The 17,217-nt window shown below is 44.6% G+C and carries 17 protein-coding genes; 1 reads left to right on the top strand and 16 read right to left on the bottom strand.

What is annotated here, in order from left to right; all coding sequences use genetic code 11:
- Nucleotides 1–48 precede the first annotated feature (48 nt).
- From WGC32_RS08965 to pyrE, 3 genes are all read right to left on the bottom strand, one after another.
- Nucleotides 49–543: a GNAT family N-acetyltransferase gene (locus WGC32_RS08965; protein ID WP_342681439.1), complete on the bottom strand. Its 495-nt coding sequence runs from the start codon at nucleotides 541–543 to the stop codon at nucleotides 49–51.
- Between the two features lie 171 nt (nucleotides 544–714).
- Nucleotides 715–1,407: a RadC family protein gene (gene radC, locus WGC32_RS08960; protein ID WP_191481515.1), complete on the bottom strand. Its 693-nt coding sequence runs from the start codon at nucleotides 1,405–1,407 to the stop codon at nucleotides 715–717.
- A 34-nt stretch (nucleotides 1,408–1,441) separates the two neighbouring features.
- Complete coding sequence (pyrE, locus tag WGC32_RS08955; protein WP_342681438.1) at nucleotides 1,442–2,032, bottom strand: orotate phosphoribosyltransferase; 591 nt, start codon at nucleotides 2,030–2,032, stop codon at nucleotides 1,442–1,444.
- Nucleotides 2,033–2,183: 151 nt separating this feature from the next.
- On the opposite strand from pyrE, the gene WGC32_RS08950 reads away from it, so the two are divergent.
- Nucleotides 2,184–3,149 (top strand): RluA family pseudouridine synthase, encoded by a 966-nt coding sequence (locus tag WGC32_RS08950; RefSeq protein WP_342681437.1) that lies wholly within the window; start codon nucleotides 2,184–2,186, stop codon nucleotides 3,147–3,149.
- A 340-nt stretch (nucleotides 3,150–3,489) separates the two neighbouring features.
- On the opposite strand, the gene hisE is transcribed toward WGC32_RS08950, so the two are convergent.
- The 13 genes from hisE to WGC32_RS08885 form a co-directional block, all read right to left on the bottom strand.
- On the bottom strand, nucleotides 3,490–3,816 hold the full coding sequence (hisE, locus tag WGC32_RS08945; protein ID WP_191510517.1) for a phosphoribosyl-ATP diphosphatase: 327 nt from the start codon (nucleotides 3,814–3,816) through the stop codon (nucleotides 3,490–3,492).
- Nucleotides 3,817–3,830: 14 nt separating this feature from the next.
- A complete protein-coding gene (hisI, locus tag WGC32_RS08940; protein ID WP_191481512.1) occupies nucleotides 3,831–4,145 on the bottom strand; it encodes a phosphoribosyl-AMP cyclohydrolase in 315 nt (104 codons plus the stop codon).
- A 3-nt stretch (nucleotides 4,146–4,148) separates the two neighbouring features.
- Nucleotides 4,149–4,919 carry an imidazole glycerol phosphate synthase subunit HisF gene (hisF, locus tag WGC32_RS08935; RefSeq protein WP_191481511.1) on the bottom strand — a complete coding sequence of 257 codons (771 nt, stop codon included), beginning with the start codon at nucleotides 4,917–4,919 and terminating at the stop codon, nucleotides 4,149–4,151.
- Nucleotides 4,913–5,641: a 1-(5-phosphoribosyl)-5-[(5-phosphoribosylamino)methylideneamino]imidazole-4-carboxamide isomerase gene (hisA, locus tag WGC32_RS08930; RefSeq protein ID WP_342681436.1), complete on the bottom strand. Its 729-nt coding sequence runs from the start codon at nucleotides 5,639–5,641 to the stop codon at nucleotides 4,913–4,915. The genes hisF and hisA overlap by 7 nt, the downstream gene beginning before the upstream one ends.
- A 17-nt stretch (nucleotides 5,642–5,658) precedes the next feature.
- Entirely contained in the window at nucleotides 5,659–6,261 is a 603-nt protein-coding gene (gene hisH / locus WGC32_RS08925) for an imidazole glycerol phosphate synthase subunit HisH (RefSeq protein WP_342681435.1), read from the bottom strand.
- A 15-nt stretch (nucleotides 6,262–6,276) separates the two neighbouring features.
- Nucleotides 6,277–6,861, bottom strand: a complete 585-nt coding sequence (gene hisB, locus WGC32_RS08920) for an imidazoleglycerol-phosphate dehydratase HisB (protein ID WP_342681434.1) — start codon at nucleotides 6,859–6,861, stop codon at nucleotides 6,277–6,279.
- A gap of 2 nt (nucleotides 6,862–6,863) precedes the next feature.
- Nucleotides 6,864–7,925, bottom strand: a complete 1,062-nt coding sequence (hisC, locus tag WGC32_RS08915) for a histidinol-phosphate transaminase (protein WP_342681433.1) — start codon at nucleotides 7,923–7,925, stop codon at nucleotides 6,864–6,866.
- A gap of 26 nt (nucleotides 7,926–7,951) precedes the next feature.
- Complete coding sequence (gene hisD, locus WGC32_RS08910) at nucleotides 7,952–9,235, bottom strand: histidinol dehydrogenase (protein WP_342681432.1); 1,284 nt, start codon at nucleotides 9,233–9,235, stop codon at nucleotides 7,952–7,954.
- Nucleotides 9,232–9,870, bottom strand: a complete 639-nt coding sequence (gene hisG, locus WGC32_RS08905; protein WP_191481505.1) for an ATP phosphoribosyltransferase — start codon at nucleotides 9,868–9,870, stop codon at nucleotides 9,232–9,234. Before hisG ends, hisD begins: the two co-directional genes overlap by 4 nt.
- Entirely contained in the window at nucleotides 9,867–11,078 is a 1,212-nt protein-coding gene (gene hisZ / locus WGC32_RS08900) for an ATP phosphoribosyltransferase regulatory subunit (protein ID WP_191481504.1), read from the bottom strand. The genes hisG and hisZ overlap by 4 nt, the downstream gene beginning before the upstream one ends.
- 216 nt (nucleotides 11,079–11,294) lie before the next feature.
- Nucleotides 11,295–12,626, bottom strand: a complete 1,332-nt coding sequence (locus WGC32_RS08895) for a 2-hydroxyglutaryl-CoA dehydratase (protein WP_342681431.1) — start codon at nucleotides 12,624–12,626, stop codon at nucleotides 11,295–11,297.
- Nucleotides 12,619–15,558, bottom strand: a complete 2,940-nt coding sequence (locus WGC32_RS08890) for an acyl-CoA dehydratase activase-related protein (protein ID WP_342681430.1) — start codon at nucleotides 15,556–15,558, stop codon at nucleotides 12,619–12,621. The genes WGC32_RS08895 and WGC32_RS08890 overlap by 8 nt, the downstream gene beginning before the upstream one ends.
- Before the next feature lie 337 nt (nucleotides 15,559–15,895).
- Complete coding sequence (locus WGC32_RS08885) at nucleotides 15,896–16,906, bottom strand: DUF4349 domain-containing protein (RefSeq protein WP_342681429.1); 1,011 nt, start codon at nucleotides 16,904–16,906, stop codon at nucleotides 15,896–15,898.
- Between the last annotated feature and the right edge of the window lie 311 nt (nucleotides 16,907–17,217).

The following is a 17,217-nucleotide window of genomic DNA, read 5'->3' as shown; positions in this document are numbered from 1 at the left end:
TACTAAACAGCTAAAATCTCGACTTTTCGATTTTATAATTGATATTTATCAGTGTAATTCTTTTTCTCGCTTATTGCCGATATAAGCTCCTTCCTTACAACAACCAACCATTTTATACCCAATTGATTCGTAATATTCATTCAAAAATTTATTATCTACTGCACAATCAAGACGCAAGAATTGTATTCCTTTACTGATTGCCATTTTTTCCACTTCTGAAAGAATAATCTTACCTGCACCTTTTACTGATAACTCAGTAACAAGATTGTGCACATAGTACGCTGGCGAATCTGCCATTTGGGGCCAACATTCATCGCTTTGTAACAGAACCACGGCGCCAATAACAACATCCTCTTTACTTAGGACATAGAGTTCTCCCAACCTTTGGCGGTCTGCATAATAGCTGATTGGATATACTTCTAAATAATTTGTCATATTCCACTGCTGAATACCAGATTTATCCATCCATTGAATTCTTTTTTTATATAGAGAAAAAATAGTATCAATTTCATTATTTTTTGCCAATCGAAAATCATATCCCATGTTTATATAACTCCTCAAATTAGAATTTTACCGGATTTCCTATGAAAATATGTGTACTATTTCTGAATTTTTTATTCAATTGGATCGATTTTCCTAAAAAAATACGGTCTGCCAAAATACAGACCGCATTTACAAATTATGTAATCCTTTTATGAAAATGAAGAACCATTTTTATCGCATGACAGGGGTAATAATTCCGGAATCCGCCATGGAGGTGAAGTCATCCTCTGCCACAATAATATGATCCATGAGCTGGATCCCCACTAGCCGTAAAGCTTGATCCAAATCTCTAGTGGTGGCAACATCGGCTCCCGAAGGAATTGCCACACCGTTGGGATGGTTATGGGAGATAATGACTGCAGAAGCATTGGTTCTGATTGCGATTTCAATAATTCGACGGGCAGATACTTGGGTCGCATTGACGCTTCCCTCAATCACTTGGGTGGTATGAATTACCTTTCCCTTATTATCTAAGCAAACCAAATAGACAACCTCGTTGGTACGTCCTACAAATTTGGGAAGAAGAAATTCTCCGGCCTTTTGGGTGCTATCAATAATAAACCCGTTTTGGTACTTGTCATCCAAATAGTATCTGCATAATTGAGGGATCATCTTTAAAAATACAGCTGTGTTCTTGCCCATCCCTTTGACAGAACAAAGATCCTCTATAGCCGCATCCAATACTCCCGACAGGCTGCCAAATGTATCAATGAGGCGGTGAGCTAAAGGGTTCATATCTCCTCTTGGCTGCGCATAAAACAAAAGCAGTTCCAGCACGTTATGTGGCTCGAAAGAGTCAAGGCCATCCTTGAGAAAGCGATCCCGCAACCGTTCTCTGTGATTTGTATGAAGCTGCTCTTCCATAGATTTCTCCCCCAAAGTGCAGATGAAGCACAATTTATTTTTTTACAGGGAGTTTTCTGCTACCCGGTTTTACTAGTTCAACTTTTCCCTCTTTACAAAGCGGGCAATCCTGTGGCTCCCAAGCCTGCACATCCACTGCAATTACCGATTTAAAAGGAACGCCAAAGTCCATTTTTCCATTGGTACGGTCTACAATAGAACCAACACCGACAATTTCACCACCGGCCTCTCTGACGATCTCCATCACCTCTTTGACAGAACCGCCCGTTGTCACCACATCTTCTACCAGCAGGACCTTCATTCCAGGTTTTACAACAAATCCCCGGCGCAGCGTCATCTTGCCATCCTCACGCTCTGCGAAAAAGTTTTCACATCCCAGATGACGGCTGACTTCATAGGCCATCTGCACGGCACCCATCGCCGGTCCAATAACAACTTCTACTCCCGCATCCTGGAACTGCTCAGCCAAAGCGCGGCAAAGCTCTTCAGAATATTTTGTATTGCGGAAAATTTTTGCGCACTGCAGATAACGATTGCTGTGTTTTCCACTGGTCAGCAGGAAATGACCCTCGAGCAATACTCCTGCCTCTTTTAAAATTTCCAATACCCTTTCCCGTGTAATCATCTGTAATATTCAACCCCTCTTCAGATATTGTCCTTATTATAAACCACTCGCCTTCTTTTGAAAAGGCAAAATAAAAAGAATTTCCCAAGTAAAAAAACAGGAATAGAAAAAATATGCTATAATAAACAAAAATATTTCCTGGAGGATGTCCATGCGTGCGTTTACTATAGGAAAGAATGATGAGGGTGCCCGAGTCGATCGCTTTGTTGCCAAAATCGTCCCTCGTCTTCCTCTCTCGCTTCTCTATAAATCCATCCGGCTTAAAAGAATTAAACTTAATAAAAAGCGCTGTGAAATTTCCACTCGTCTAAAAGAGGGGGACCTCTTAGAACTCTATATTGCCGATGAGTTTTTCAGCGAAGCTATCACCAAATGGCCTTTCCTGTCCGCGCCAAAGGAGATCGATATTCTCTATGAAGATGACAATATTCTTTTAGTGGACAAAAAGCCCGGCCTACTGGTTCACGAAGATGATGCGGAGCAGGTCGATACCCTTATTAACAGAATTCAGCACTATTTATATGCGCAGGGTGAGTATAATCCGGGCAAGGAAAATGTATTTGCTCCGGCGCTGTGTAACCGCATTGACCGCAACACCGGGGGCATTGTCATAGCCGCCAAAAATGCAGCGTCCCTACGAGTTCTCAACCAAAAAATCAAGGACCGGGAGCTGCATAAAAAATATCTTTGCATTGTCCATGGACGTATGGAACGCAAATCTGATACCCTAAAAGCTTATATGATTAAGGATGAAAGTAAAAACCAAGTGAGAGTCTTCAATACCCCTGGTACCGGCCGTCGAACCATGATCACGAAATATAAAGTGCTTTCCGAAAAAGGACGTTTCTCCCTTTTGGAAGTCGATCTCATTACTGGACGTACCCATCAGATCCGCGCTCATATGGCTCATATCGGCCATCCTCTTTTAGGCGACAGCAAATATGGAAGGAATAAAGACAATCAGCATACCGGCTTTCGTTATCAAGCGCTTTATTCCTATCAACTGACGTTCGATTTTTCTACCGATGCTGAACATCTGACATATCTCAACGGAAAAACCTTCACTGTAAAGGATGTCTGGTTTCAGAAAAAATTTGAAGATGGAGAAATTCTGTGATCATCTCTCATCTAAGAATTATCAGCTTGGTCTACAACAAAAAAAGCAGGACACTATGTGTCCTGCTTTTTATTACCCTTAAAATAGGGACATATCCCCTAATAGGTCACCGATATAATTTTGCGTCTTGACAACAGCCGCGCATAAGGTAGCCCCTACTGCTATCACAGCCGCTAAAAGTCCCACAACCATTTTTGTTTTATGTTGCTCCTGCATGCTGGCACCATCTCCACGTCTTAATTGTAAACAATTATAGCATGAATAAAATACTTTTTCAAGAGCGAACACATGCAGAAGTATCATCTGTAAAGCGTTATAACATTACATATGATGCTTGTCATTAAGTATTATGATCTACTACCTTCATGACTTTCAGATTAGAAATTTTCTTTCTTCTCTCCTCCAGAACATCCATCACATCGGAAAGGGGCAGAGCACTTTCCACCATCAATACGATCAGGTGGTATAGCAAATCGCAGATTTCATTTTTGAGCTCATCATTGTCGCAGTTTTTTGCGGCAATAATGGTTTCCGCACATTCTTCCCCACATTTTTTCAGAATTTTATCCTTTCCTTTTTCAAAAAGATAACAGGTGTAGGATCCTTCACTGGGGTTCTTTTTACGGTCGCATACCACTTCATATAATCCCTGTAGGGTCTCGTTCATCTGATTTTCCTCCTTTATTTCAGTTTTTTGAAAAAGCAGCTGTGGGCACCTGTATGACAAGCATTACCCGTTTGTTCTACCACAAAAAGAAAGGTATCGTCATCACAATCCGCATAGATTTCCACAATCTTTTGCAGATGCCCGGAAGTTGCTCCCTTATTCCATAATTCCTGACGGGAACGGCTATAAAACCAAGTATAGCCTGTTTCAAAAGTCTTCTGAAGGCTTTCTCTATTGACATAGGCCAACATCAGTACCTCTCCCGTTCCTGCTTCCTGCACTATAGCAGGGATAAGCTCTGATTTCTTAAAATACTGATCGTAATCCATATTCTATCGCTCCCTTGTTTTTCTCACTGGAATACCACAGGCACGTAGATGGTCCTTGACCTGGCCAACTGTCAATTCTCTGTAATGGAACAAGGAAGCGGCCAGAGCCGCATCCGCCCCAGATTGGAGGAAAACCTCTGAAAAATGCTCCAATCTCCCGCAGCCCCCCGAGGCAATCACAGGTATAGAAACCACATTGCATACCGCATTGGTCAGTTCCAAATCAAAGCCATTCTTGGTACCGTCAGCATCCATTGAGGTAAGAAGTATTTCTCCGGCCCCCATCTCATAGACCTTTCGGGCCCACGCAATAGCATCAAGCCCTGTATCAATCCGGCCTCCGTTGACCACAACGTGAAAGCCGCCTTTTCCATCCCGCCGGGCATCGATGGCCACCACTACACACTGGCTGCCAAATTTATCCGCAGCCTGAGCCACCAGATCCGGGTTACGGACCGCCGAGGAGTTGACGGATATCTTATCCGCACCGGCCCGCAGAATGGTTCTAAAGTCCTCGATAGTGGAAATACCTCCTCCCACCGTCAAAGGGACAAACACATTTTTCGCCGTCTTTCTCACAACATCCGCCATCGTTTTTCGCCCCTCATGGGTAGCGGTAATATCGAGAAAGGTAATTTCATCCGCGCCCTGGCGGTCATACATAATTGCACATTCAACCGGGTCTCCTACATCTTTGATTCCCACAAAATTGACGCCTTTGACCACACGCCCATCCCGGACATCCAGGCAGGGAATAATCCGTTTAGCTAGCAATTTTGATCACCCGCCGTTTCTATGGCTTGGCGCAAGGACAATGTTCCCTGATACAGAGACTTGCCACAGATTGCGCCGTAGAGTCCCAATTCCATCAAATTTTTGATATCCACAATCTCTTTGATACCGCCACTGGCAATGATGTCACAGGACACTGCATTTTGCAGTGCGCCGAGCTGATCCAAGTTAGGCCCCGAAAGGGTGCCATCTCTGGATATGTCTGTAAAGATAATCACCCTTACTCCTGATTGCTCCATGGATTTTGCCAGATCTAGATAGCTCACCTCGCTGGTGGAAAGCCACCCCTCCGTGGCAACTTTACCATCCTTTGCATCAATACCTACAGCAATGCGATCTCCGCCATACTGCTGAATTGCCTCCTTGACAAGGTCCGGCCTTTTCAGAGCAATCGACCCTAGAATGACCCGATCGATACCATGCTCCAGATAGTAGGCAATGGTTTTCATATCTCGAATACCGCCGCCTAATTCCATATGCAGCCCGGTCGCATTTTTCACAGATGTGAAAATCTCTGTATTCTTGGGTTTTGCCAGCTTTGCGCCATCCAAGTCCACCATATGAATCCAATGGCTTCCCTGGTCAACAAAGCCTTTTGCCGTTGTGACCGGATCTTCTGCCACTTTATGTGCAGTAGAAAAATCTCCTTTGACCAGGCGAACACACTGTCCATCTTTAATATCGATGGCCGGTAATATGATCATATTCTCTGCCCTTTCTTTCATTTTGTAAGCCGCGCAAAGTTTTTGAGCATCATCAGCCCGGTTTCTCCACTTTTCTCAGGATGAAATTGGGCTCCAAACACATATCCTCTCTGCACCAATGCTGTTACCTTCTGATCGTAATCACAATAAGCGGCGATGTTTTCATCCCCGGTATAAGCCATAAAGGAATGGACAAAGTAGACATATTCCCCTTCTTCGATGCCTTTCAACAGCTCACAAGGGTTTTGATACCGCAGTTCATTCCAACCCATATGGGGAATTTTTAGCTTCTGGGTCTGTAACCTGTCCACATATCCGTCAATCAGCCCCAGCCCCGGTGCCATCTCAAATTCCCTACCTTCATCAAAAAGCATCTGCATGCCTAGGCAAATTCCTAAAAAGGGCTTTTCTCCTGCAGCCTCCAGGACAGCCGGCTTCAATCCCTGATTTGTAAGCATTCTCATCGCGTCAGGAAAAGCACCCACTCCAGGTAAAATGACGCCGTCGGCCTTTGCAATTTGGCCGCCATCATCGGTAATCTGGCTCTCAATCCCTAGATAGTCCAAAGCATTCTTGACGCTGAAAAGATTACCCGCTCCATAGTCAATAATGGCAATCATCAGGTCCCCTCCCTTTTATAGCACGCCTTTGGTCGAAACAGGCGCATCCGTATCCAGCTTTTTTACTGCCATGGCCATCGCATAGGCAAAAGCTTTAAACATGGCTTCGATCCGATGATGGTCATTGGTACCATATAAGGACTTCAGGTGCAGTGTCATCCCCGCGTTAAAGACCACCGCCCGGAAAAACTCCTCAGTCATATCGGTTTCATAATTGCCGATCATTTCATTTTTGTGGACATTGTCATATACCAAAAAAGGACGGCCGCTAATATCTACAGCGGCAAAACTGAGGGCTTCATCCATGGGAATATAAAAACTTCCAAAACGGGCAATTCCCGCCTTATCTCCCAATGCCTCCCCAATTGCCTTGCCTAGAACAATGCCGGTATCCTCAACCGTGTGATGGCAATCTATCTCCAAATCTGATTTCTCCACCACGACTTCCAGGTCAAATCGTCCATGAACGGCAAAAGAATTCAACATATGGTCAAGAAATCCGACCCCCGTTGCAATTTTTGCTTTTCCTGAACCATCTAGATCAATGGTGACACAAATCTCGGTTTCCCTAGTACGCCTCTCCTGTTTTCCAATGCGCATGTTTACCCCTCCTCACTGAGAATTTGATCCAAACAAGTTATCAGCCGCTGATTTTCTTCCCTATTTCCTGCCGTCAAGCGAAGGTAGTCTCCCATATGCCGTACCGCAATGGACATGGATAAAAGACGTTCAAATACCTTTTGGCTGTCTTTGAATTTTACAAATACAAAATTGGTACAGCTGTGATAGATTTCCTGGATCTGCTGCCTTTGGGTGGATAGTTTTCGAAGCGCGTTCTCCAACTCTTCTTTCGCAGCAATAATGGCTTTGGTTCTTTCATGAATTTTTTCTGGATAGGAAAATATAATTGTTCCCATTTCCTGGGAAATAGTATTGACATTATAGGGAGATTTCACAGCACGGAGCGCTCTTGTAATGGTGGGGTTGGCCACAGCAAATCCCAGGCGCAGAGCAGCCATTCCCATCGCCTTAGAACAAGTACGCAGGACAATCACATTGTCATACTGGTGAACTTCCTGTAAAATGGATTGATCCCAAAAGTCCATATAGGCTTCATCCACCACTACCAGTGCATCAACCGAAGTAATAAGGCGGCGTACCTGTTCTCTGTTAAGGCCCAAAGACGTTGGATTACATGGGTTAGAAAAGATCACCATCTTTGCTTTCTCTTCCCGGATCCGTGCAATGGCCTTATCCACATCGATGGCAAAGCTTTTTTCCTTAGAGACATCAATATTTTTCGCCTCATAAATGCTTGCATAAAATCGATACATTGAAAAATCCGGCGCAAAGGTCACAACGGTATCTCCCTTTTCCAAAAAGGATGAGGTAATGACACCGATGAGCTCATCTGAACCATTTCCTGCCGTCACATAAGCGGGATCAATCCCATAAAAGCTGGCAAAGCTTTCATTGAGACGTCTGGCATATGGATCGGGATAGCGATTAAACTGTACTTGAGAGAGACTTTCTTTAAAAGCTGCCAGAATTTCTTCATCTACCTGAAAAAAGCTTTCATTGGCATCCAGCCGGATTTCGAAATTACCGCTAATTGGGTCGTAGGGAACCAAATCCCGCAGCTTTTCATTCAGTGAATAAGACATGATGATTCACCTTTCCGCAATTTTACTTAGAAACGCACCTTAATGGAATTAGCATGAGCCGTCAGCCCTTCTCGATTTGCAATGCGCATAATATCATCCTTAGCCCTGCACAGCTCAGCTTCTGTATAATAAATATAACTTGACTTTTTAATAAAGCTATCCACAGAAAGCGGAGAGAAGAACCGAGCAGTCCCGCTAGTGGGCAGAACATGGTTGGGACCTGCAAAGTAATCTCCCAAAGGCTCTGGAGAATAATTGCCCAAGAATACCGAACCTGCGTTGTCTAGCCGGCCTAAATATTCCAAAGGATTTGCCATCATTACTTCCAGATGTTCTGGCGCAATCTCATTGGCGTATTCCACCATTTGATCGTTATCCTTGCAGATGATAATAGCCCCAAAATCCTGCAAAGATTGGGCAATAATCTCTTTTCTAGAGAGAGATTCCGACTGGTTCTTCACTTCCTCTACTACCTGCTGTGCTAGCCTCTCGCTGGTAGTCAGCAATATGGCGGAGGCCAATACATCATGCTCGGCCTGGCTCATCAAATCCGCCGCCACAAAAGGCGCTGGCGCATTTTCATCCGCCATAATCAGAATTTCACTGGGGCCCGCTACCATGTCGATGTCCACAGTTCCATAGAGAAGCCGTTTGGCTGTGGCTACATAAATATTCCCAGGACCTACAATCTTATCCACACGTGGAATGCTCTCAGTGCCATAGGCCAAAGCTGCCACAGCCTGTGCTCCGCCTGCCAGGAATACCCTGTCAACACCAGCAATAGCCGCCGCCACTAAAATGTCTGGATTGGCGCCACCAGTTTTCAGCGGCGGAGTTATCATCACAATTTCCTTGACCCCTGCCACTTTGGCGGGAATAGCATTCATCAAAACCGATGAGGGATAAGCCGCTGTCCCCCCAGGCACATAGAGGCCCACCCGGTGCAGGCCACGAATCCTTTGGCCTAAAATCACACCGTTTGCCTTTGCATCGATAAAGCTTTGGTGTTTTTGCCGTCTGTGAAAGTCTACTATATTCTCTTTTGCACGCTGAAGTGAAGCAACAAATTCTGGATCCGCTTCATCCAACGCCCGCTGCATATCCGCTTTGGAAATTTCAAACTGTTCCGGGCACTTGCCATCAAACTTTAGGGTGTATTCCCGAACCGCCTCATCACCCTTGGCCCTGACTGCATCAATAATCTCAGTCACTGCCACGGTTACCTTCCGATCCACCTCTTCACTGCGGTTTTTCAGTTGGGAGAGTAATGCCCTTTCCTGGATTCCATCCGCTTTCACTACCTGGATCATTTTTTCTCCTCCTTCACTTTGGCAATTTTTTCTAAAAGGCCCTCGATTTCCTGTTTACGTAACTTAAGGCTCGCAATATTCACAATCACACGGGCCGAAATATCACAGATAAACTCGCTCACTTCCAGACCGTTTTCCTTGAGGGTTGTTCCAGTTTCTACAATATCCACAATGCCATCTGCCAATCCCAGCAACGGCGCCAATTCAACCGATCCCTCGATTTTCACTACATCTACATCCATGCTTTTCCCTTCAAAGTAGCTCCGCGCCACCTTGGGATATTTGGTTGCAATGCATTTGGTATTGTATCCTGCGTAAAAATCAGAGCCTTTCTGAGTGGCCAAAGCAAATTTACATTTGCCGAAACCGAGATCCATCATTTCATAGAAAGATGTACCGTTTTCCATGATGGTATCCTTTCCTACTACTCCCATATCGCAGACGCCATGCTCCACATAGGTGATGACATCAGCTGCTTTCGCCAGCACAACTTCGATATTTTCTCCCGGAATCTCCAAGATCAGACGCCGGCCTTTTTCTTTTAGATTGGTACAATCAAAACCAATTTTTTCAAAGAGGGCTACCGTATCCTTTTCTAACCTGCCCTTTGTCAGCGCTATCCGCATGGGTTTCATGCTTTCTCCCCTCCAATATCTACAATGGTAATATCCTCACCTACGATATAAAGCTTACCAATTCCTTTTTTTCTGGCATAAGCTTTTGTCTCTTCTTCCGTATCAAAGACAGAAAGCTCACACTGTCCGAGTTCGGGTATCAATTGTTTTACATACTCAATTGCTTTGGTCTCATAGCCATCCCGGCCAAAAACAATGGCCTTAGATTGGGTTGGACGGATAAAGTCATGATTTTTTAGCAAAAATTTTACCGCTAAATTGATGTCAATGCCAAAACCGGTTGCCGCCAAATCCGCTCCAAAATCGCGTAAAAGGTTATCATAGCGCCCGCCGGAAACAAGGGGTTCTCCAATGCCTTCCAAATATCCCCGGAAGATTACGCCGGTATAATAATTTCCTTGGTTCACAAGGCCTAGGTCGATAATGACTTTATCCTTGAGCCCAAGCCTGCCTAAGCTTTCATAGACACTGCGAAGATAGTCGAGTATATCAGAAAAGTCTTCCGTTACACTGAGCTCCTTTGCCTGCGCAAAAACTTCTTCGCCGCCAAACAAAGACGGCAATTTTTTTAGGGCCTGGGCGGCTGGATTCCCTTCGAATTTGTCCAATAGAGCATTAAGTGCACCATAATTTTTTGCTTCTATATATCTTCTGATCTCCTCTTTGGTGTAATCATCAGCTTCCAACTGCTTTACCAGTCCCTGGAACAATCCGATGTGGCCCAATTCAATGCGGAAAGCATCCGGATTAATCCTCCTCAAACATTCTCCCGACAAAGCGATCACTTCCAGATCGGAACGGGAGGTGTTGGCGCCGATAAGCTCCACGCCCATCTGAAAAATTTCATCGCTTCGCCCGCTGTGGCTGGGCGTCACCCGGTGAACCTTTCCGTTATAATAAAATCGCAGTGGGAAGGTCTGATTTTTCATACGGGTAGCAGTCAGTCGCGCAATAGGCGTCGTCATATCTGGCCGAAGAACAATGATTCTTCCCTTATTGTCGATGAGTTTATACATGGATTCTTGAGGAAAATAGGTGGAATTGGCCGCAAATACGTCAAAAAACTCAATAGACGGAGTCATTACCTCGCCGTAGCCACGGCTTTTAAATTCCTCCGCCAGCTGTGCAGTCACCCAGCGGATGGTCTGACATTCCTCAAACAACAGATCTCTGGTACCCTCTGGCGTAATTTTATCATATATTTTCATTGGGAGGCTGCATCCTTTCCTCTATACTTTAGTATGATAGCATAATAACACAATAAAATCATTTGGTCAATCTTTTTACTTCAAAAAGTCAATATGCAAAATACAAATTTCTAAACAAAATGGCCACTAATTTATATATTTTATCACAGGAAAGCTATGATGACAATTGACAATCATAAGATAAAAAGCGCACCGTGAAGCGGTGCGCTTTTTATCTTATAGCTGAGCAAATACTGCTTCTTTTTGATCCACATTTTCCTCTACAGACATTGTTTTATCAGCCGCTTCAGCGGCCTCCTGCTGCATCTTTGCATTAGCTAGCATCAGTTTGATTCTGTTTTCCTGGTTAATACGGCTGGCACCGGGATCGTAATCCACTGCCACAATATTCGCCTCTGGATGATGCTCTTTAATTACCCGCATCATTCCTTTGCCTACAATGTGGTTGGGCAGGCAACCAAAAGGCTGGGTACAAACAATATTGTTAACCCCCTGCTCAATAAGCTCCAGCATCTCCGCGGTGAGAAGCCAGCCTTCTCCCATCTTGACTCCGCGGCTGATATAACCTTGCACCAATTCCTTGGTATGATCAAAAGAACCAGCAGGCCGGAATTTTCCGTGTTCACGGATAACAGCAATCATGTCCTTCTGCTTTTTCACCATATAACGATAGGCCACCCGGCAGAACAAACTCGCAATAGCCCCCGTTCCATAAAGCTTATGGTCTGTAATAGAATTGTAAATACAATAATTGAGAAAATCCAGCAGGCCGGGCACAACAACCTCACACCCTTCTGTGAGAAGAAATTCCTCTAGGTTGTTGTTGCCGAGGGGAGAAAATTTAACATAAATTTCTCCTACCACCCCTACCTTGATTTTATCTTCCTCCCGCAAAAGCAGTTCTCCAAAGTCGTGGACAATCTGACGATAAAACTCTTTGACCTGACGATAGCTCGCTTTTTGACGGAGGGACACAGATAGGCGCTTGGTCCAGGCCTCTACCAATGCATCGGTGGAACCTTCAACCACTTCATAGGATCTGCATTGGTTGGATAGAAGCATAAGAAAGTCTCCCAAGAGGACGGCATAGACAAGCCGGAGCAGCATGGGTGGAGTCAGCTTAAAGCCGGGATTTTTCTCCATGCCAGCAAAGTTAAGAGAAATGACCGGAACATGGTCATAGCCACTTTTCTTCAAAGCCTTGCGCAACAAATGGATATAGTTGGAGGCCCGGCATCCACCGCCTGTTTGGGTAATCATAAGCGCGATCTTATCTGGATCATATTTTCCGCTTTCCAGGGCATCGATCATCTGGCCGATAACCAGGAGGGCCGGATAACAGGTATCATTGTGGACATTTTTAAGCCCACATTCTACTACATTGCGTCCAGAGGTACTGAGCACCTCGATCTTATATCCGTATTCCCTGAAGATTTGGGCAATCATGTTGAAGTGAATGGGCAACATATTCGGCACCAGGATGGTATGGGTCTTTTTCATTTCCTCAGTAAAGATGACCCGTTCCGTATCCTGCTGTTTCTTACTCATTTTCCATTCTGCTCCTTTCGTCCATGGCCTCCAGCAAACTGCGGATGCGGATTTTCACCGCGCCAAGGTTATTGATTTCATCGATTTTCAGCTGTGTATACATTTTTCCGCCTGATTCAAGAATCGCACGGACTTCATCGGTGGTAATCGCATCAATACCACATCCAAAGCTCACCAGTTGAATCAGTTCCATATCTTTCTGTGTGGTAACATATTTCGCACTGTTGTAAAGCCTTGCATGATAGGTCCATTGGTTGAGAACATGAACCTTTTGCGGCTCCACCAAATGGGCAACAGCATCTTCGCTGACCACTACAATACCAAAGGAACTGATCAGACGGTCAATACCGTGGTTGATCTCTGGATCAATATGGTAAGGGCGCCCTGCCAATACAATCGTCTTGAGGTGATGATCTTTTGCGTATTGCAAAGCCTTCTTTCCTTGCGCCCGCACATCCTCCTGCCATTTGGCATAAGCTTTGTAGGCCAACCCCGATGCCCGACGAATCTCCCCGTAAGGAATCACACAAATTTCCTTATTGATAAACTTGTGAATGGAACGGTTAAAATAGGTACGATTATGAAGCCCCAGATACGGGAACAAGAACTTGATATGGTGAAGCTTTTCCATGTTGCCATAAAGCAACTCAGGATAATAGGCAACCACAGGGCAGTTAAAATGATTATCCGACGTTTTTTCATCAAAATTGTAGCTCATGCAGGGATAGAAAATCATATCCACCCCTTTGGAAATAAGGTTTTCCATATGCCCATGCATCAGCTTTGCGGGATAACAGGCTGTATCAGAGGGGATGGAATACTGTCCCGACAGATACAATTGCCGAGAGGAGATATCCGACAGTACCACCTCAAACCCCAACTCCGTAAAGAAAGTAAACCAGAACGGGATGTTCTCAATCATGTTGAGCCCTAGGGGAAGACCGATTTTCCCTCTGGTCCCCTTGGGCGACTGAAGGGCTTTTATTCGCTCAAGCTTATATTCAAACAGGTTAGGCAGCTTTTGAGCCGCCTTTTGGCCCAACGGCCTTTCACAGCGGTTACCAGAAATAAAGCGGCGGCCGCCACTAAAGGTATTAATGGTCAAATTGCATTTGTTGGTACATCCCTGACAGATCGTCCCTCGCGCAGTATGTTCAAAATGGCGAAGATCCCCAGGTTTGAGCATAGAGGACACATCTTTATGCAGACTCTTTGCAAAAAGGGCCGCTCCAAAGGCGCCCATGAGCCCTGCAATCTCAGGGCGGATGACATTGTGCCCCAGCTCCTTTTCAAAGCTGCGCAAAACACCGTCATTTAAGAAGGTACCACCCTGTACCACTAGTTCTTTGCCCAATTCATCGGCGCTGCGGGCACGGATTACCTTATAAATGGCGTTTTTCACCACGCTCATAGAAAGTCCTGCGGAAATATCCTCTACCGTCGCCCCATCCTTTTGGGCCTGTTTGACCGATGAATTCATAAACACAGTGCATCGAGAGCCTAAATCCACAGGATATTGTGAAAACAGTCCCAGTTTTGCAAAGGTGGCAATGTCATATCCCATTGATTTGGCAAAGGTCTCGATAAAGGATCCGCATCCAGAAGAGCACGCCTCGTTGAGCATGATGGAATCAATACAGTTGTTTTTCACCTTAAAACACTTGATATCCTGTCCGCCGATGTCCAGGATAAAATCCACATTGGGACTAAAAAACCGCGCCGCACGGAGATGGGCCATGGTCTCCACCAAGCCGGCATCTACATTAAACGCATTTTTGATAAGGTCTTCTCCATATCCTGTAACAGCGCTGCCTTTGATGACAATATGGTCCCCGCACAGCTGATAAATCTTTTCCAGCTGCTCCTTGACAATACTGACAGGGTTGCCCTGGTTAGAGCTATAGTATTCATAGAGGATTTGATCATCTTTAGAAAGAAGAACCACCTTGGTTGTGGTACTGCCACAATCGATGCCCAGATAAGCCCCGCCGTCATAACCAGCAATATCCCGCCGCTCTACCGTGGCCTTGGCATGGCGCGCACGAAATTCTTCGTACTCCGTTTTGTTTTTAAACAATGGTTCTAGATGTTCTGTCCTATCTGCATCATCGGAGGCCTGGGTAATCCGGGTAATGAAATCATCGTATGTATAAAGCTTTTCCTGTTTCTGCGCAAAAATTGAGGTGCCGATGGCAACAGCATACGGACCCAGATCAGGGAATACGGCATTTTCATCTGAGAGCTTCAGTGTCTCTTTAAAGCGTTTTTGAAGCCCCTTTAAAAAGTAGAGGGGTCCTCCCAAAAAGAGGACCTTGCCCTTAATTTGCCGCCCCTGGGCAAGACCTGTAATTGTCTGATCTACTACCGCCTGGAAGATGCTCACAGCAATGTCTTCCTTCCGGGCCCCCTGGTTGAGAAGAGGCTGAATGTCACTTTTAGCAAAAACACCGCACCGGGACGCAATGGGATAAATTTTCTCATAATTCTCGCTGAGTTTGTCCAACTCATCCGGAGTCACGGCAAGCAGGGATGCCATCTGATCGATAAACGCACCAGTCCCTCCTGCACAGGTGCCATTCATCCGTTCCTCCATTCCGCCGGTGAAAAAGATAATCTTAGCATCCTCTCCCCCAAGCTCGATGACTACATCGGTGTCCGATGCATATTTTTTTACGGCCTCTCCGGTGGCAAAAACCTCCTGGACAAAATCCACGCCTGCGGCCTTGGATAATCCCAAACCAGCAGAACCAGAAATCGCCGCTTTAAATTCATGTCCCTCCAGCAAAGGGCGCACCTGCTCCAGAATTTCCGCTGTCTTCTGCCGTACTTGGGAAAGATGCCGTTCATAGTGCTTAAATTTTAGTTTTTCGCCATCGTAAACCACGACTTTGACTGTGGTGGAACCAACGTCCACCCCCACTGTAAAACCCATATTTCTCCGCCTATCTCTTAAAATCTTATTTTTTCTCTCTGTATGGAAAACTTTTAGTCTTATTCCCCATAATTTACAAAGCATAAAAATACTGATAATTTATTATGATAACATAATTTTTTGCCTTTTTCCAATATTTTTCGTCATAGGAATATGACACAACTGTAAATTTTGGTCGCCATTTATTCCCAAGAATCGGCTGTTTTCTTCAACATGTACTATTATAGTCTATTTTTATCCTTTATGCAATATGCTGATTGCGATTGGCAGTATTTGAATTAGCTGCACAAAAAAGGCAGGGTATTTTTTGATACCCTGCCTTTTTGAGGATTAATTTCTATTGATTCTTTTTCTCTTTTTGTTGTTCTAAAGACTCTTCAGTCCTTTTATCCACCGTTTCTCCTTCATTAGATGTCGTTGCCTTATCAATCTTTCTGTGTTTACGTCTTTTTCGCAGAATTAAAACGATAATAATTATAATTACCCCAATAATGAGGATATAAGGCAGGTTGACAATCAAAAAAAGAGCAATGTTCACACACATGGTCCCCAGATCATTCATGGTTTCTCCAATGCCATGGCCTACTTTCTCAAAAAAGCTGTCTCCCTGTACCTCCGTAACACTTTTGACCTCTTCAATCTGGATATCCACGGTAGAATAGTCCACCATATTGTCATATTGTTTCAGTGAGCTTGTATAGCTTTCCAGCTGCCTGCGCACTTCGGTCAATCTCTCTTCTAAGCGAATAATTGCCTCAATATCATCCGCTTGTTCTAACAGGCTGAGAAGCCGTTCCTGCTCGACTTCTAAAGCATTCCTTCTCGACTCTGTATCATAATAGGTAAGAGATATGTCTTCAGCATATTCATTTTGATAGAGCACATTGCTCTGCTCGGAAACCTCAGAAAGAAAACTATCCAGTTTCTCCTGAGGAATGCGCAAGGTCAGGTAGGCATGACGCAAATTTTCCCTGCCATCCGCATACAAATTCTTCCCATCGACCATGGAGCTTTGTACATATCCCCCTGCCTGTTCCACCTTGTTCTTTAAAGAGGAAATAAAGCTGTCAAAGTCCAATGTCTCTACGCCCATGTCCACTGTGCGAATAATTTTGGCCTCATTGTTCTGCCACTGTTCATCGCCGTCATCTGCGGATATCTCCGCACTCTCGGCGGCAGCGTCCTGAGCGGCATTGTTCGCCGTATCCTGATCCATTCCCACAGCGCCAGTTTCCATTTCCGCAATGGCTGTAGATGACTCTCCTGTCATATCGGATGCAGAGCACCCAGTCAGCAGCAAAATAGCTACCAATGCCAATGCAGAAAATGCCAGCAATAACTTCTTCATACTGCTTCCTCCTTTTCCTAAATTGAGCCTGCAAAATTTCTTCACAAGCTTTGGTTTTTTAATTATATCATATCAGTGTATTTCTTTTTCTTTTTCATTGCATCCGTTTCTTATTTGTTACTAAATTGGCATATACTACATGGGATACGGAAAAAGCCCTACAAAAAATGATCGAATTTTATAAAATTCTGTTTACTAACCTCCGCTAGAATGGTAACATAAAGTCATGCGTTTAATCATTTGCATAAACCTTATAGGAAAGGATGGAGATTTATCATAAAAAAAAGAAAACTCATTGCAGTGATCGCCCT

It is taken from the genome of Zongyangia acetica (genome assembly GCF_038739695.1).
GTDB lineage: Bacteria > Bacillota > Clostridia > Oscillospirales > Ruminococcaceae > Zongyangia > Zongyangia gallinarum.
Note: the sequence above shows the minus strand (reverse complement) of the source record. Positions and strands in the feature narration are given on the sequence as shown.

What these genes read in the sequence shown, in the direction of transcription:
- hisI (WP_191481512.1), bottom strand. Translation starts at nt 4,145, where the DNA reads ATGGATTACGATCAGTATTTTAAGAAATCAGAGCTTATCCCTGCTATA.
- hisZ (WP_191481504.1), bottom strand. Translation starts at nt 11,078, where the DNA reads ATGAAAATATATGATAAAATTACGCCAGAGGGTACCAGAGATCTGTTG.
- hisB (WP_342681434.1), bottom strand. Translation starts at nt 6,861, where the DNA reads ATGCGCATTGGAAAACAGGAGAGGCGTACTAGGGAAACCGAGATTTGT.
- pyrE (WP_342681438.1), bottom strand. Translation starts at nt 2,032, where the DNA reads ATGATTACACGGGAAAGGGTATTGGAAATTTTAAAAGAGGCAGGAGTA.
- WGC32_RS08890 (WP_342681430.1), bottom strand. Translation starts at nt 15,558, where the DNA reads ATGGGTTTTACAGTGGGGGTGGACGTTGGTTCCACCACAGTCAAAGTC.
- WGC32_RS08965 (WP_342681439.1), bottom strand. Translation starts at nt 543, where the DNA reads ATGGGATATGATTTTCGATTGGCAAAAAATAATGAAATTGATACTATT.
- WGC32_RS08950 (WP_342681437.1), top strand. Translation starts at nt 2,184, where the DNA reads ATGCGTGCGTTTACTATAGGAAAGAATGATGAGGGTGCCCGAGTCGAT.
- hisA (WP_342681436.1), bottom strand. Translation starts at nt 5,641, where the DNA reads ATGATCATATTACCGGCCATCGATATTAAAGATGGACAGTGTGTTCGC.
- hisC (WP_342681433.1), bottom strand. Translation starts at nt 7,925, where the DNA reads ATGTCTTATTCACTGAATGAAAAGCTGCGGGATTTGGTTCCCTACGAC.
- WGC32_RS08895 (WP_342681431.1), bottom strand. Translation starts at nt 12,626, where the DNA reads ATGAGTAAGAAACAGCAGGATACGGAACGGGTCATCTTTACTGAGGAA.
- hisG (WP_191481505.1), bottom strand. Translation starts at nt 9,870, where the DNA reads ATGAAACCCATGCGGATAGCGCTGACAAAGGGCAGGTTAGAAAAGGAT.
- radC (WP_191481515.1), bottom strand. Translation starts at nt 1,407, where the DNA reads ATGGAAGAGCAGCTTCATACAAATCACAGAGAACGGTTGCGGGATCGC.
- hisE (WP_191510517.1), bottom strand. Translation starts at nt 3,816, where the DNA reads ATGAACGAGACCCTACAGGGATTATATGAAGTGGTATGCGACCGTAAA.
- hisH (WP_342681435.1), bottom strand. Translation starts at nt 6,261, where the DNA reads ATGATTGCCATTATTGACTATGGAGCGGGTAATCTTTTCAGCGTCAAG.
- hisD (WP_342681432.1), bottom strand. Translation starts at nt 9,235, where the DNA reads ATGATCCAGGTAGTGAAAGCGGATGGAATCCAGGAAAGGGCATTACTC.
- WGC32_RS08885 (WP_342681429.1), bottom strand. Translation starts at nt 16,906, where the DNA reads ATGAAGAAGTTATTGCTGGCATTTTCTGCATTGGCATTGGTAGCTATT.